General features: G+C 31.2%; 19 protein-coding genes and 1 pseudogene. 13 read left to right on the plus strand and 7 right to left on the minus strand.

All coding sequences use genetic code 11. The features are described 5' to 3' along the window. Nucleotides 1-42: 42 nt before the first annotated feature. The 10 genes from ACVCXO_RS02725 (at nucleotide 43) to ACVCXO_RS02770 (ending at nucleotide 6,980) form a co-directional block, all read left to right on the plus strand. Entirely contained in the window at nucleotides 43-438 is a 396-nt protein-coding gene (locus ACVCXO_RS02725; protein ID WP_452228062.1) for a hypothetical protein, read from the plus strand. Next, nucleotides 438-1,517, plus strand: coding sequence for an efflux RND transporter periplasmic adaptor subunit (locus tag ACVCXO_RS02730; RefSeq protein WP_452228063.1), 1,080 nt, complete (start codon nucleotides 438-440; stop codon nucleotides 1,515-1,517). Before ACVCXO_RS02725 ends, ACVCXO_RS02730 begins: the two co-directional genes overlap by 1 nt. Then, entirely contained in the window at nucleotides 1,517-2,779 is a 1,263-nt protein-coding gene (locus tag ACVCXO_RS02735; protein ID WP_452228064.1) for an ABC transporter permease, read from the plus strand. The genes ACVCXO_RS02730 and ACVCXO_RS02735 overlap by 1 nt, the downstream gene beginning before the upstream one ends. After that, nucleotides 2,779-3,456 (plus strand): ABC transporter ATP-binding protein, encoded by a 678-nt coding sequence (locus ACVCXO_RS02740; RefSeq protein WP_452228065.1) that lies wholly within the window; start codon nucleotides 2,779-2,781, stop codon nucleotides 3,454-3,456. The genes ACVCXO_RS02735 and ACVCXO_RS02740 overlap by 1 nt, the downstream gene beginning before the upstream one ends. A 79-nt stretch (nucleotides 3,457-3,535) precedes the next feature. After that, nucleotides 3,536-3,748 carry a hypothetical protein gene (locus ACVCXO_RS02745; protein WP_452228066.1) on the plus strand — a complete coding sequence of 71 codons (213 nt, stop codon included), beginning with the start codon at nucleotides 3,536-3,538 and terminating at the stop codon, nucleotides 3,746-3,748. Beyond that, complete coding sequence (locus tag ACVCXO_RS02750) at nucleotides 3,749-4,642, plus strand: DnaJ C-terminal domain-containing protein (RefSeq protein WP_452228067.1); 894 nt, start codon at nucleotides 3,749-3,751, stop codon at nucleotides 4,640-4,642. 2 nt (nucleotides 4,643-4,644) lie between these two features. Beyond that, nucleotides 4,645-4,941: a chaperone modulator CbpM gene (locus tag ACVCXO_RS02755; protein ID WP_452228068.1), complete on the plus strand. Its 297-nt coding sequence runs from the start codon at nucleotides 4,645-4,647 to the stop codon at nucleotides 4,939-4,941. Nucleotides 4,942-4,959: 18 nt separating this feature from the next. Next, a complete protein-coding gene (locus ACVCXO_RS02760) occupies nucleotides 4,960-5,868 on the plus strand; it encodes a mechanosensitive ion channel family protein (RefSeq protein WP_452228069.1) in 909 nt (302 codons plus the stop codon). 97 nt (nucleotides 5,869-5,965) lie between these two features. After that, nucleotides 5,966-6,472: a nicotinate-nucleotide adenylyltransferase gene (locus ACVCXO_RS02765; RefSeq protein WP_452228070.1), complete on the plus strand. Its 507-nt coding sequence runs from the start codon at nucleotides 5,966-5,968 to the stop codon at nucleotides 6,470-6,472. A gap of 43 nt (nucleotides 6,473-6,515) precedes the next feature. Beyond that, on the plus strand, nucleotides 6,516-6,980 hold the full coding sequence (locus tag ACVCXO_RS02770; RefSeq protein ID WP_452228071.1) for a pyridoxamine 5'-phosphate oxidase family protein: 465 nt from the start codon (nucleotides 6,516-6,518) through the stop codon (nucleotides 6,978-6,980). A gap of 232 nt (nucleotides 6,981-7,212) precedes the next feature. Here the strand turns inward: ACVCXO_RS02770 and ACVCXO_RS02775 are convergent, their stop codons facing one another. Together ACVCXO_RS02775 and ACVCXO_RS02780 are read right to left on the minus strand one after the other, a co-directional pair. Next, nucleotides 7,213-8,064 carry a universal stress protein gene (locus ACVCXO_RS02775; RefSeq protein ID WP_452228072.1) on the minus strand — a complete coding sequence of 284 codons (852 nt, stop codon included), beginning with the start codon at nucleotides 8,062-8,064 and terminating at the stop codon, nucleotides 7,213-7,215. 89 nt (nucleotides 8,065-8,153) lie between these two features. Further along, nucleotides 8,154-8,999 carry a universal stress protein gene (locus ACVCXO_RS02780; RefSeq protein WP_452228073.1) on the minus strand — a complete coding sequence of 282 codons (846 nt, stop codon included), beginning with the start codon at nucleotides 8,997-8,999 and terminating at the stop codon, nucleotides 8,154-8,156. A 114-nt stretch (nucleotides 9,000-9,113) separates the two neighbouring features. Between ACVCXO_RS02780 and ACVCXO_RS02785 the strand changes: the two genes are divergently transcribed. Further along, nucleotides 9,114-9,989 carry a hypothetical protein gene (locus tag ACVCXO_RS02785; RefSeq protein WP_452228074.1) on the plus strand — a complete coding sequence of 292 codons (876 nt, stop codon included), beginning with the start codon at nucleotides 9,114-9,116 and terminating at the stop codon, nucleotides 9,987-9,989. Between the two features lie 168 nt (nucleotides 9,990-10,157). Beyond that, a complete protein-coding gene (locus ACVCXO_RS02790; RefSeq protein ID WP_452228075.1) occupies nucleotides 10,158-10,766 on the plus strand; it encodes a WG repeat-containing protein in 609 nt (202 codons plus the stop codon). A gap of 179 nt (nucleotides 10,767-10,945) precedes the next feature. Here ACVCXO_RS02790 and ACVCXO_RS02795 read toward each other — a convergent pair whose 3' ends face one another. From ACVCXO_RS02795 to ACVCXO_RS02805, 3 genes are read right to left on the minus strand one after another with little or no spacing between them, the layout of a single operon-like run. Then, nucleotides 10,946-11,938: an MlaD family protein gene (locus tag ACVCXO_RS02795; protein WP_452228076.1), complete on the minus strand. Its 993-nt coding sequence runs from the start codon at nucleotides 11,936-11,938 to the stop codon at nucleotides 10,946-10,948. Nucleotides 11,939-11,943: 5 nt separating this feature from the next. After that, on the minus strand, nucleotides 11,944-12,699 hold the full coding sequence (locus ACVCXO_RS02800; protein ID WP_452228077.1) for an ABC transporter ATP-binding protein: 756 nt from the start codon (nucleotides 12,697-12,699) through the stop codon (nucleotides 11,944-11,946). Further along, complete coding sequence (locus ACVCXO_RS02805) at nucleotides 12,696-13,478, minus strand: MlaE family ABC transporter permease (RefSeq protein WP_452228078.1); 783 nt, start codon at nucleotides 13,476-13,478, stop codon at nucleotides 12,696-12,698. Before ACVCXO_RS02805 ends, ACVCXO_RS02800 begins: the two co-directional genes overlap by 4 nt. A 222-nt stretch (nucleotides 13,479-13,700) precedes the next feature. Here ACVCXO_RS02805 and ACVCXO_RS02810 point away from each other — a divergent pair. Continuing rightward, a pseudogene (locus ACVCXO_RS02810) lies at nucleotides 13,701-13,945 on the plus strand (VIT1/CCC1 transporter family protein); the annotation flags it as partial. Between the two features lie 58 nt (nucleotides 13,946-14,003). Here the strand turns inward: ACVCXO_RS02810 and ACVCXO_RS02815 are convergent. Both ACVCXO_RS02815 and ACVCXO_RS02820 read right to left on the minus strand, forming a co-directional pair. Continuing rightward, on the minus strand, nucleotides 14,004-14,381 hold the full coding sequence (locus ACVCXO_RS02815; protein ID WP_452228079.1) for a hypothetical protein: 378 nt from the start codon (nucleotides 14,379-14,381) through the stop codon (nucleotides 14,004-14,006). A gap of 74 nt (nucleotides 14,382-14,455) precedes the next feature. After that, nucleotides 14,456-15,175, minus strand: a complete 720-nt coding sequence (locus ACVCXO_RS02820; protein WP_452228080.1) for a peroxiredoxin — start codon at nucleotides 15,173-15,175, stop codon at nucleotides 14,456-14,458. Nucleotides 15,176-15,316: the final 141 nt, after the last annotated feature.

Genomic DNA, 15,316 nt, shown 5'->3' on the forward strand with positions numbered 1-15,316 from the left:
TCCACTTACCTATATTTTTACTCTATCATCTAGTATATAACTATGGAAAAGAATGAAATTTTCACTCCTACTTTTTTTAAAAACTTAGGGAAATTATTTTATGCAATTGCTGCTTCAGACAAAAAAGTAGAAGTCCTAGAAATCGAGAGTCTTAAAGAAATCATACAATCGCAATGGCTTCCTATGGCTTCTTTAGATCCAGTTGCCGTGCAACAAATAGAAAGTACATTTAACACATTACAGGAAGAAGATTACCAAAATACAGAAGCGCTCTACCAAGATTTTGTAACCTATAAAAAGGAAGAAACACATTTATTTACCAATTCGATTAAAAGTTTAATACTACAAACGTCGAACGCTATTGCTAGCAGTTTTTCTGGCAGAAATAAATCAGAATTAATAATGCTTGCAAAACTAGAAATGGAATTAAAAAAATAATGAAAAAACTTTATGCATTTATAGTTATCGCTATCGTTATATCCTGCAAGAAATCAACCGATAAAATCCTTCCTACGGAGCAAGATTTAACAGAATCGGTATATTCTTCTGTAACTATTCAACCAGATAGCATGTACCAAGCATATGCTATTGTATCTGGTATTTTAGATAAAAACGTCGTAGAGGAAGGCGATTGGATTAAAAGAAATCAAACTATTTCTCAAATAATAAATAACACTCCAATTTTAAATACACAAAATGCAAAACTATCTTTAGATTTAGCAAAAGAAAACTACAACGGAACTGCTGCTATTTTATCTGGAATAAAAGATGAAATTGAAGCTGCAAATTTGAAATATAAAAACGATTCTATTAATTTTTTCAGACAACAAAACCTTTGGAAACAAAGTATAGGATCTAAAGCAGAGTTTGATGCCAAACAACTAAACTATCAATTGTCTAAAAATAATCTAACCGTACTTAAAAATAAATACAATCAAACTAAAAACCAGTTAAGCACCAGTGTACAACAAGCACATAATGCATATCAAACCTCTATAATAAGCACGAAAGATTTCACTATAAAAAGTGCTATAAATGGCAAGGTATATGCGCTGTATAAAGAATCTGGCGAATTAGTAAACACCATGGAGCCAGTAGCTTCTATTGGTAGCGCAACTACTTTTATTATTGAAATGTTGGTAGATGAAGTCGATATTGTAAAAATTGTAAAAAACCAAGAGGTTCTAATAACATTGGACGCTTATAGTGGTAAACTGTTAAAAGGAAAAGTATCTAAGATATATCCTAAAAAAGATGAACGGAACCAAACATTTAAAGTAGAAGCTATTTTTATAAATCCTCCAGAAATATTATACCCAGGACTTTCAGGCGAAGCTAATATTGTAATATCTAAAAAAGAAAAAGTTTTAACGATTCCAAAAAGTTACATCACAGATAACAACCAAGTGCATACCGACGATGGCTTAGTATCTATTACTACAGGTTTAGCAAACATGGAATTTATTGAAGTTCTAAGCGGAATTACCAAAGACACCTATATTTATAAACTTGAATAATGGTAAACTGGACCGTCATACTAGACATTGCAAAAAAGCAATTACTAACAAAGTTTAAATCTACTGCCATTGCCGCATTAGGTGTTACTTTTGGTATTGGCGCCTACATTACTTTGGTCAGTTTCATGACAGGATTGAATAATATGTTAGATGATTTAATTTTAAATCAAACACCTCACATTCATATCTATAACGAAATTGAACCCTCAAAAAAACAACCAGTTGACATCTATGATCCTTTTAAAAATAGTTTTAACATTGTACATTCTATTAAACCCAAATTAAGTCAGAAAAAAATCCATAACGCCTCACCAATCATCGATTTTTTAAAGAAAAATAAAGATGTAAAAGGCGCCATACCACAAATAAAAACACAAATATTTTACATAGCAGGATCTATTGAAATCGCTGGTAATTTAACAGGTGTACAACCTATTGAAGAAGCTAGATTATTTAATTTTAGAGATTATATTATTGCGGGCTCTCCCGAGAAACTTAAAAATACAGAAAACGGGATTTTATTAGGTTCGGGTGTTGCAAAAAAAATGGCCTTATCTGTTGGAGACAGAGTACAAATAAGTACTATAAAAGGAGATCTATTCCCTTTAAAAATCGTGGGTCTTTATCAAAGTGGTGTTTCCGATATTGATGCGATTCAAAGTTTTGTAAACTTAAAAACGGTGCAACGCATTTTAGGGGAAGCCGAAAATTATATCACAGATATTAATGTGAAGCTTTATGATATCGAAAAAGCATTACCATTATCTAAAAAAACAGAACAACAATTTAATGTAACAGCAATAGATATTAAAACTGCAAATGCACAATTTGAAACAGGTACAGATGTTAGAAACCTTATTACCTACGCGGTTTCTATAGCCTTATTAATAGTTGCTGGTTTTGGTGTTTATAATATTTTAAGTATGCTTATTTATGAAAAAATGAATGACATTGCCATTTTAAAAGCCATTGGTTTTTCGGGTAAAGATGTACAATACATTTTTATGAGTCAAGCCATGATAATTGGTGTAATTGGCGGAACCTTAGGATTATTAATAGGGTTAATTTTCACTAACATAATTAGCACTATTCCTTTTAAAACAGATGCATTAGCTAAAGTAGATACCTATCCTATTGACTTTAATGTTTGGTATTATGTAATAGGTTTCGCTTTTGCAATCATATCGACTTTTTTTGCTGGCTATTTGCCATCCCTGAAAGCTAAAAAAATAGATCCAGTAAAAATAATAAGAGGACAATAATGGAAACCGTTTTAGAAGCAAAAAACATCAATAAATACTTTAAAAAACCTGTGCTTTTTCATGTGCTTAAGGATATTAATTTTAAGATTAACAAAGGAGAGTTCGTTTCCATAATGGGAAAATCTGGTTGTGGAAAATCTACCTTATTGTACATCTTATCTACAATGGATACAGAATATGAAGGCGAATTGTATTTGAATAACGATTTAATAACAGGAGATAATAGACAAAAATTGACGGTAATTAGAAATAAACATATTGGCTTTGTGTTTCAGTTTCATTATTTACTTTCCGAATTTACCGTATTAGAAAACGTGATGCTTCCTGCTAAAAAATTAGGTGAAAAAAGTGTAAAAGAAATTGAAAAAGATGCATATGAAAAGCTTAAAATATTAAACATAGAACATCTGGCACATAAACGCGCGTCACAAGTTTCTGGTGGAGAAAAGCAACGTGTGGCAATAGCAAGAGCCCTTATAAATAACCCTTTAATAATTATGGGAGATGAGCCAACAGGAAACCTAGATAGTCATAATGCCGATAATGTCTTTAACATATTTAAAAAGCTAAGTGTAGATCAAAATCTATCTTTATTAATTGTTACGCACGACGAAGAATTCGCTAATCGAACAGATCGAATTATCACGATGGAAGACGGTAAAATAATTAGTCAATAATTAACTTATTAAAACTGATTATAATCATAGTATTGAAGTATTTTTATCAGTAAATTTATAGTTAATATAAAAGTTAGGTATGAAAACAAAACAAGAGTTGCTCACGCAGATCACCCAGATAACTACCAATATAGAAACTAATTACCCAGAATTGTACACCTTTTTATTAGAAGAACCCGTTACAATTCCTTCCAAAGAACATCCTCAAGTGGATGTTGCAGAATTGCAAGATTATTTGGAAACCTTAAAACAAGAATTAAAACACCATATAGAAACGCATAAATCGAAATAAATGGCATTTATAGATTATTATAAAGCTTTAGGGATTTCTAAAACAGCTTCCGAAAAAGACATAAAAAAAGCCTACAGAAAACTAGCGCGTAAACATCATCCAGATTTAAACCCGAATGATAAAGAAGCGGAAAAAAAGTTTAAAGAAATTAATGAAGCTAATGAAGTATTGAGTAATCCGGAAAATCGTAAAAAGTACGATCAATATGGAGAGCATTGGCAAAACTCGGAAGCTTACGAACAAGCAAAACAGCAGCAAAGTAGACAACAACGAGCGTATCAAGGACAATCTGGTCCATCTGGTGGTTATAGCGAAAGAGATTTTGAAGATATTTTTGGTAACATGTTTGGAGGTCAATCTTCAGGCAGAGGCGAAAGAAACTCCAGATTTAGAGGACAAGATTTTAACGCAGAGCTTCAGTTAGAGCTTAAAGATGTTTACGAAGACCATAAACGCACACTTACAGTAAATAATAAAAACATACGAATTACTATTCCTGCAGGTGTAGAAAACGGACAAACGATTAAGATTAAAGGGCATGGTGGAAAAGGTGTCAATAATGGGCCGAATGGCGATTTATTAATTCAATTTTCCATTCAAAACCATTCTAAATTTAAAAGAGATAAAGAGAACCTGTACGCAACGGTAGATTTAGATTTATATACCGCAATGCTTGGAGGTGATTTGATGGTAGATACTTTTAACGGAAAAGTAAAACTTACCATTAAACCAGAAACCCAAAATGGAACGAAAGTAAAATTGAAAGGAAAAGGATTTCCGAAGTATAAAAAAGAAGGACATGGTGATTTATATATAACCTATCAACTAAAAACGCCAACAAAACTTACAGATAAAGAGAAAGAATTATTTACAGAACTTCAAAAACTAAGATAATTATGGAAGTAACAGATTTAATTTCTATCACCACCTTTTGTACACATTATAATGTGCCTGCAACTTTTCTAAAGGAGTTACAAGATTATGAATTGATTGAAATTGTAGTTTCCAATAATGTAAATTATATAAAAACAACACAAATTATTGAGGTTGAAAAAATGATGCGTTTACATTTTGACTTAAACATAAATTTAGAAGGTTTAGATGCCGTTTATAACTTATTACAACACGTAGAAGGCTTACAAAATGAAATAACAACATTGCATAATAAATTAAGATTATATGAAGATATATAAATAATTTAGAGAAAGAAAATGGACACAATACAACAATGGCTTCAAGACTACCCGCTTCTACAAAGTATTCTTAAATACGTTGTAATTGTTGCATTTGTATTGTTATGCATTCGGTTTATTAGAAAATTTTTAAAACGAAATATAGACAATGCTTCGGTACGATATAAGTCGCAAAAAGGTGTAGAATTACTAGGCTATTTTATACTTGCTTTTATTACTATTTTATATTTCACCGGAAGTATTAAAGACTTTACAGTTACGTTAGGATTACTTTCCGCTGGACTAGCTTTCACTTTACAAGAGTTAATTTTAAGTATTGCTGGCTCCTTATATATATTTTTGGTAAAAGTGTATGAGCCTGGAGATCGAATAGAAATTAACGGTATAAAAGGAGACGTTATGGATGTCGACAGCGTTTATACCACAATGATGGAAATTGGACAATGGGTGGAGAGTGATAATTACACCGGTAGAATTGTAAAGCTTAGCAACGCATTTGTATTTAAAGGACCTGTTCATAACTACTCTAAAGATTTCCCGTTTATTTGGGATGAATTTAATTTACCCATACGATATGGCTCAGATATAGAACTAGCAAAAACTATCATTATTAAAGTTGCTACAGATTTACTTTCAGAATATACCCGAGCATCTAAAGAGCAATGGACAGAAATTGTAGCTAAATATTATATTGAAGATGCTATGGTAGACCCAACATTAGCTATAACATTAACCGATAATTGGGTGAAATTTAATTTAAGATATATTATCGATTATAAAAAAAGACGAATCACAAAACATGTATTAAACGATGCGATTCGAAAAGAAATAGAAGCAACAAATGGAAAAGTTATTTTAGCATCTACAACTATAGAACTAATAAAAATACCAGAGATACAAGTTGGTATTAAAAACAAGGAAACATAAAACAGAAACTACTCATTAACTGACATTTATCATAGTTCCCATTGTAATGTATACCTACTTTTAATACCATATAATATAAACTTTAAATTGTATGATTATGAAAAAAATAATTAGGTGCGTATTGGTTTTCGGGCTAACCTTTTCATTGTATGCTCAAGACCCTACACTTACGGAATTGGATGAAGTGGTATTAGTAAATACAAACTACAAATACATTAGTGGTACAGATGCTGAAGATTTGGCTGTTCCTGTAGAACAATTAGAACTAAAAGCTGCAAATTTTGATATTAAAACATTAGATGTTTATGCGGATGAGTATGAGTTTTATGAGGTGTATTTTATAATACCTGAAGGAAAAATTCTTGCAACCTATGATAGTGATGGCAACATTTTAAGAACTGCCGAAAAATTCAAGGATATCGATTTACCAATACCTGTGGTGAAAGCTGTTTTAAAAAGATTTCCAAAATGGGATATTACATCTGATTTATATTTAGTAAAATATCATGAAGGTGATATTGCCAAAAAAAAGTATAAAATCACATTAACAAATGGAAACAAACGCATAAAAGTAAAACTAGATGCTGCAGGTAATTTTCTATAAAAGCATTCAAAATAACACATCTACTAATTAAATAAAAATAGCCATGTTTAAAAACTTAGAAGAAAAAGAAATGGATTATATTTTAGAAAACAATTATACCGGCCAGTTAGGTTATATATTTAACAACAGCCCTTTTGTTGTACCAATCACTTATTTTTTTGATAAAGAATCGAATGCTATAATATGCTATTCTGGAGATGGACATAAAATGAATGCAATGCGCAAAAACCCTAGAGTATCTTTACTTATTTCGGATATTAAAGATGTAACCGATTGGAGATCGGTATTAGTACATGGTACTTTTGAACAGCGTTTTGGTAGTGATGCAAAAGCGTATTTACACAAGTTCTCCTTAGGTATTAAAGATATCCTTTTAGAGAAAGAACAAAGTAAAGCAAATTTTATTAGCGACTTTTCTAGTAAAATTTATAAAGATGATATTCCTGCTGTTTTCTTAATAAATATTGAAGAAATAACAGGGAAAAAACGACTAGATTTAAGAGCTTAAAAAAAGCTATAACAAAAAAAAGAGCTAAATATTAGCTCTTTTTTTTATGAATAAACGAAACTATTGTTTGTTTTGATAATAGCGAACACTTGTTTTCATAATTTCAATATTTATAATAAAATTAACACCTACGAATAAAGCTTGAAAGGACATAAGTCATAGGTACCAATTATAATGAATACGTTGTTTTTAATTTTCTTTTTAAACTTCCTTTTTATGGATACTTAGCGCTCTAGTTTCTTAAATCGTGTAAAGCTAGTACTGGAACATTGGCATTATTGCCTAAGTCTTTTACCATTGGGTTTGAAAAAATACTGCCAAAAAAACTATGTTTCTTGTTTATAAAAGCAATCATATCACTCCCTCTACTTTGTGCAAAACAACGAACGCCTTCTTGTAAATCTAAGTGGAATAGATCGTGATGTGTAAAACTGGTGGTATCTAAAATTTGGTGGAGCAACTCTTTATTTTCCAATTGCTCCTTAGTCCATTTTTTATTTTTTTGGATATGCAAAACACGGATTGGTGCATCTGCTAATTTCGAGATTTCTATTAAAGTTGCTAATTCATTTTCTTTGTAAGGGATTTTAAAACCGGTAGGAAACACAATCTCATTTAGATCTTTAAAAATATAATCTCCAGGAATAGTAAGCACTGGACAATTTCTTATTTTCTCCATTGCATTTACGGCGTTGCTACCAAGAACAGCATTTCTATCATCTGTTTCTCCATGCGTTCCCATAATAACTAACTTAATATCTTCCTTTTCAACAATATCTTTAAGTACATCATTAAAAGATCCAAATACATTTAAAAAATGAAGCGTATGGTTATTACTAAAATCATTAAAACGGGTTTGCACCTTTAACCCTTCCATATTTTTGTCTGCTCTCTCTTTTACCTCCTTTAATTTTTCGTCTGTAGGTTCAGCACTCAAGCGATTGTTTTTATTATATCCTGAAAGGTAATAGGAATGAACAATATAGAATTCGCAAGGCTCCTTTTTATAGAGTGCAATGGCATAATTTATAGCGTTGAATGCGTTTTCTGAAAAGTCTGTTGGTAATAATATCTTTTTTTTCATGACAAGTTTATTTGTAGTATAAAAGTACTACAACAAACTGCCAATAACTATGACATTTATCAGGAGACACACGGTAATACGTTTATGTATTAGCGATTCAAATTTTGAAGCACTAGAAATGGTATTTTAATTTGTAGGCCTATCTCCTCAATTGTTGCGTTGTGAAAAATATTTTCTAAATAAGAATGGCGCTGATTTACCATAACAAGCATATCTATTTTTTGGTCGTCTATAGTTTTATTAATACGTTCTGTTACATCCTTTCCAGGAGTTTGCACAAAAGTGATCTGATTATCTATAAAACAGTAATCCAAAAATGATTTATTATCTACTTGTCTATGCGATGATTCTTTAAAATCGGATATATATAAGAAATGAATAGAGGCTGCAAAACTCATTGCCAATGTGCTTACTAATTTAAGTTCCCGTCGTTTAAAAGGAAGCATATAATCTGTCGGGAATAATATATTACTAGGAGCATATTCATGATAACCTACAGGCACTACCAAAACAGGACATCTTACATATTTTATTACTTGTATCGTGTTGCTTCCAAAAGTGATATTTCTGTCATTTGTTTTTCCTTTGGTTCCCATTATAACCATATCTATATTCTCTTTTTCTACAATTTCATTGGTCTCATCTACCAAACTTCCAAATCGAGAAATATAGGTGTAGGTGTGTTTAGGATTTGGAGAAATAGCAAGCATCTCCGCAATTTCTTGCTGTAATGTGCGGTCTACTTTTTTCTGAAATGCATCTTTAAATTCCTCAAAATCTTCTCTACACATTTGATTTGTATTCTTGTACACCTCATCTGCAAAAGCATTCATTATTGTAAATTCACTAATATCATATTTTAATAATTGCATGGCATATTTAATAGCATTCATGGATGTTTCCGAAAAATCTGTAGGAATTAATACTTTTTTCATCTCGTATTTATTTAATATATATTTCAAAGCTAATCCCATATTAGTAGACATAAAATGACAAAAGTCATTCTTTCCATAAACAAAGCGCTTTACTTTTGCCATAAACGAAACACTATGAAATATCTTTATATTCTATTATTACTTAGTATTATTTCTTGTAAAAATGACCCTAAGTTAAAATCTCCAACAATAATGGATGAAGAAGTTATTATTCCTTCGGAAAAATTAACCGATTCTATTCTTGTTTTAGATAAAGACCTTCCTATTAGTAAAGCACTATCTATCGAGTTGAAGCAAAAAACACTAATCAAAAAAAAAGATGAACGAAGCGAATTACAGGAACTCATTATTCAAAAAAAATATTTTAAAGAAGAAAAAAATTACACTTTAGACTTCACGTATCCTTTACTTAATGAAGACTTTAATCCTACTACTATTAATTTTAATGAATACATAAACGATTACTATGTGGATATTGTAGGCACAGAAGCTGAGATTCTTAAAGACAAAGCATTATGTGACTCTATAGAATCCAAAAAATTTAGAGAAAAACGCTATATAGATTACAAGATTTACAATGTAAATGACGAGTTGGTAAGCATCTTATTTTATAAAGAGAACTTTTATTCTGGCACATTGCACCCAACCTATTCTTTTGACTGTATAAACTTTGATTTAACCAGAGGTGTATTTATGAATTATGAAGATTTTTTTAATGTTGGTTCTGAAGATGAGTTTACAACTATTTTAAACGAAGAAATCACCAAACAAATAAACTTAGGTGAAACATACTACGACTGCTGGGAATTATCTAATGATGATTTTTTTAAATACAAAGACAACTTTGTTGTTAATGAAACCTATGTAGAATATTATTTTGATGATTGCGTAATGTGTCCCTCTTATACAGGTAGTTACTCCATACAAATCCCATTAGAACAATTGCTTTCTGTATTAAGAAAATACGATGCAAATCCTTTAATTTATTAAAACTTAGGATAGCGTAAATAACAAAAATAAACAGTCTATTTTAAATTATAAGTGCTATTTAAAAACAACAATATATTTAAATAGGAAATTTAATGCAACTGACATTCGTCATTTGAAAAAACAAAGCAGAGCCATAACTTCACCTAAATAGAAACAAAAAATAAAACGATGAAACATTTAAAATTAGTAGTATTATTTCTTTTAAGTACAGCGTATTCGGCAAATGCCCAATCCCTTAAAAACATAGATGCATTAGGCCACTTTAATGAAGGCTTGATGGCTATTAGCAATGGAAATTCTTGGGGATTTATAGATACCAACGGAACCCTTGTTATTGACTATAGAAAAGATATTGTTGCTACCGCTACAGCGCCTCCAATATTTAGTAATGGATTATGTCTTATTGAAGAAAAGCGTGAAAATATTGTCTTTTATGGTTATATAAACACCAAAGGAGAAACCGTTATTCCTACAGAATATATAGCGGCAACCTCTTTTGAAAATGGTTTCGCTAGAGCAATAAAATATTATAAAATAGATACAGGTGACAAAAACACTTTAGGCAAAAACATAGTTAACTATAGTTATAATGAGTTAGTTATGGACACTAAAAATAAATTTATATTACATATAAGTGGTCCGCATAATTTGTTATTTGATAAATTAAAATCACAACATAGCATACCAACTATAACCTCTAAATTTATTGGTGATCATCTTATTTCGGTAAAAGAGGAAGACAGCACGTACAGCATTCATAATTTATTAAAACAATAAGTACAAAAACAAATACAAGATTAGATTAGTGCTATCTGGTGGCGGTGCGGCGGGTATTGTTCCTATAAGTGTATAAAAGTACTAGAGAATTAAGATGCATACATGACCAACCTCTTTTTAAGAATCGATTAGCTTTTTCTATAGAATATATAAAAACTTTCAAATACGGATCTACATATTTAATTTCCTTCTTGTACTTTATTGTTTCTTTTTTCGATCTTCTCTTGTTTTCTGAAATAACCTCTAAAGAAGAAATTATGTTTCAGGGCTTCCATATTTTCATTTAACTTTTCTGAAGCTTCTTTAATTTCCAACATGGTAGAATCTATCGTTTTTGGTAAAGCTTCATTTTTTGTAAGATAATTGAAGGTGCTTTCCGTAGTATTTATTTCAGAAATCATATCCGTTAGCATTTTTGTAGCTTCCGAAATTTTAATACTTGAATTCTCCAATTGCAAAAACACATTCTTGGCTTGATTTCCAACAATAGTGTCCGTCAATAAAACACCAACGGCACTTTCTTCCATATCGATTTTTGAAACTTTATTGTTTAGAGAACCTATCAGTGTATTGGCGCCGTTGGTCGTTTGTTTTAGATTGATTAATGCAGTCCGAATATCTTGAGTAAGCAGGGAATCGGAAATTAGAGCACCTAAAGCACCTTCTCCATTCAAGATCTTATTGGTGATTTTTAATAAATCTGCAGTTAGCAATGCTGCATTTTCATTGGTAACATTTAGTGTAGATAACATTTCATCTGTACCAATATTGCTAGACGAAGTAATGGTATCTGTAGAAATAACCGTTTGTAAATTCTCTTTACCAGGAGTAATATTGACAACCATGCTACCTACCAATCCATCGGATCCTATACTTGCAATTGCATCTTTTTTGATGAAAACTCCTGTTTTATCATCCACCATCATTTCTACAATTATCTCTTTATTGTTTATCATTTCAATACCACTAACGGTACCTACATTTATTCCAGAATAGCGAACATTATTACCTAATTGAAGTCCGTTTACATTTTTAAACACGGCATATAGTTGCATATTATTACTAAAAAGGTACTGCCTATTACCAATAAAATAAAGTGCTGCTAATAGAATACCTGTACCAAGAATTACAAAGAAGCCTAGTCGGGTTTTATGGGAAATTGATTTTTGCATAATATCTAATTTTTAAAAAAGGCTTGAACTTTTATATCTTTGGAATTGGAGAGTTCTTCAAAAGTCCCTTCTGCATAATTAACGCCATCGACCAGCAAAATCATTCGGTTGCTAATTACGCGGGCGCAATCCACATCATGCGTGATAATTAAAGAAGATGTTTTATATGTTTTTTGAATAGTTCGCATTAATTGAATAATTTCTTTTGCTGTAATTGGGTCTAGCCCGGTGGTAGGCTCGTCATATAAAATAATTTTTGGTTTTAATATTAAAGCTCTCGCTAAAGCGACACGTCGTTGCATTCCTCCAGAAAGTTCGGCTGGCATTAAATCTATAGCCTTAGCCAATCCTACATTTTCTAATGCTTCTACAACTAATTCTTCCGTAGTTTTAGAAGCGTCCACTTTATCTCGATTTCTTCGTAAAGGAAATTCTAAATTTTCTCGAACAGTCATAGAATCATATAATGCACTTCCTTGAAATAAAAATCCGATTTCTGTTCTAAGCACATCTAATTCTTTTCGTCCTAATTTTAGAATATCAAGATCTTTTATAGTAATACTACCACTATCTGCTTCTAATAAGCCAACCAAGCATTTTATCATCACCGATTTTCCAGATCCCGATTTGCCCATGACTACAAGATTTTCACCTTTGTATAATTTTAAGTTAAAACCATTAAGTACGTGATTATCTCCAAAGCTTTTATGAAGGTCTTTAATTTCTAAAACAGGTTTTATGTTCTCTTTAATTTCTATCATATTTCAAAAAAAATATCGGTAATAAATACTGCTATAAAATCGATAACAAATAGCAGCATAGAGGTATATACTACCGCATCATTGGATGCTTTTCCAACTCCTACAGTCCCTTTTGAGCAATTATAGCCTTTATAACAACCTACCAAACCAATAACAAAACCAAAGAAAAAAGACTTTATAGTAGCCGGAAGTACATCGCTAAACTGCAACGCATCAAATACCTTGTTAAAATATAACAAATAGGAAACTTCCCCTTTTAAATTCTCGACGAGTGCAGACCCTAATAAAGCAATAGCATCTCCCATAAGAATTAGCAACGGAAGCATTAATGTAGTCGCTAATATGCGTGTAACTACTAAATATTTAAAAGGATTGGTTCCAGATACTTCCATAGCATCTATTTGCTCTGTCACTTTCATAGAACCAAGTTCTGCACCGATTCCAGAACCAATTCTTCCTGCACATATTAATGCAAAAATCACTGGACCGATCTCCCTTATTACAGACAGACTTACCATGGATGGCATCCAAGAAGCTGCTCCAAACTCGGAAAGTGTAGGCCTGGATTGTAGTGTAAAAACCAATCCTAAAATAAAACCAGTAACACCAACTAATACAAAAGAGCGATTACCCATTTGGTAACATTGCCTTAATAATTCTTTCCATTCAAATGGAGATGTAAATACTTCTCTAAAAAAACGAATGGCGAAATAAGTCATATCTCCCACTTCATCTAAAAAGAGTTTGGTTCTTGTTGTTATAGAATTTGTTTGGCTCAATACATATTTATTATCTGAAGTTAAAAATAGGATAACTTTTATCCACAAAAAATGATATTTATCAGTTGTTGAAACTATCACTAAACGTTCCTTTTAGTTTAAAAAACCACAGGATTAAAGTGCTATATACCAATAGTTTAATAGCAAATATTTGTATCTTGATAGGTGCTATCAAATATTCGTGTTCATAAAATCTACAACATGCAATGAACGCAATTTAGAATATTTGAGTACTATTTAGATACCCTTTACATACACCGAAGTAATTGGTTAAGAGCAGCTGTTGTTTTGGTAAGTGCGCAGGATTAGTAGCTGGCGTTTTATCTATGGCAGCAGAAGAATACGTTTCGATAAGTGCGCAGGCAAATGTTGAAAGAGAGAAAATAGGATTAGTAGAAATGCCCAAAATTCATAAAAATAGAGGACTTATAAAAGAAACAACTTTGCTTATTGCAAAAAAGTTAACAGTATACATCCTGTTGGATACATATATAGCACCAATAGGATGTAAATACGGAAGATGCTTTATTCTTTAAAATGGTTTTTAACAAAAGCATGTTGTTGATTATCTGTCATCTTATCTGCAGATTCCACATCCATTTTTATATTCTTAAAATGCAAATCTTTATGGAGGTAATTATGCAATTCTGTTTTTGCATTTGTGGGTCCAAATAGAAGTACATTAGTATAGTTTAAAATAACATCTCCAATTTCTTTATAGTAGGCTTCCTGCATTTGCTGCTTTTTATTATGCATACCACTTTCGCTTTTATTTAATGCTTCTTCTTTGGTGTCGAAAGTAAATTCGGACTCTATGGCATAACTATGTTTATTGGAGTTTAAATCAATCAAATTTGCAATGGAATGATCCATCCAAATGCCTAAGTTTTTTGTATTTTTCATATGCTTTATATTAAAATGAATTGTCCGTGAATATTTGTATTATTTTAAGTGAAGGAACATTTGAAATGTCTTCATTATTTTTTCAAAATAGCTTTTAGCACTACCTCTTTATCTAATTTTTTAGTGCAGAAAAACCAATCTTTACATTCCAATTCTTCCGTAGAAGTCATTCTTTCTTCGGCAACACCACAAGTTCCTGCAGGCGAAACAATAACATCATCACCAGGGTTCCAATCTGCTGGAGTCGCAACGTTAAATGCATCCGATGTTTGCATTGCTATTAATGCTCTATAGATTTCATCAAAGTTTCTTCCTAGGCTTAACGGATAATAAATAAGTGCTCTAACTATTCCTTTAGGGTCAATAAAGAATACTGCTCTTACTGCCTGTGTTTTACTTTCACCAGGTTGAATCATTCCGTACTTTTTAGCTACTTCCATGGTAATATCTTCAATCAACGGGAATTTGACTTCTACATTTTTCATTCCGTTAAATTCAATTTTATCTTTAATGGTTCGCAACCAAGCGATATGGCTGTATAATCCATCAATAGATAAACCAACTAATTCACAATTGGCTTTATTAAACTTACTTTCTAAATGTGCAAACGTTATAAACTCAGAAGTACAAACCGGCGTAAAATCTGCTGGATGGCTAAATAAAATCACCCATTTACCTGCATAATCTTCTGGAAAATTAATATCTCCTTGCGTTGTAACTGCCTTAAATTTAGGCGCCTCATCTCCTATTCTAGGCATTGAAGTAACCAGTTCTTTTTCTTGTATTGTTTCCATTTCTATTGTTTTAACTCCTGTGGATAAAGACCAAATTTACAGACCTTAATCCTAAATTAAAATGACATAGATCAGCTTAAATAAATAATTAAAAATCATATTAGCGTAAGGTTGGCATGTCATTTTTAAATAACGTAAATT

It is taken from the genome of Lacinutrix sp. MEBiC02404 (assembly GCF_053601575.1).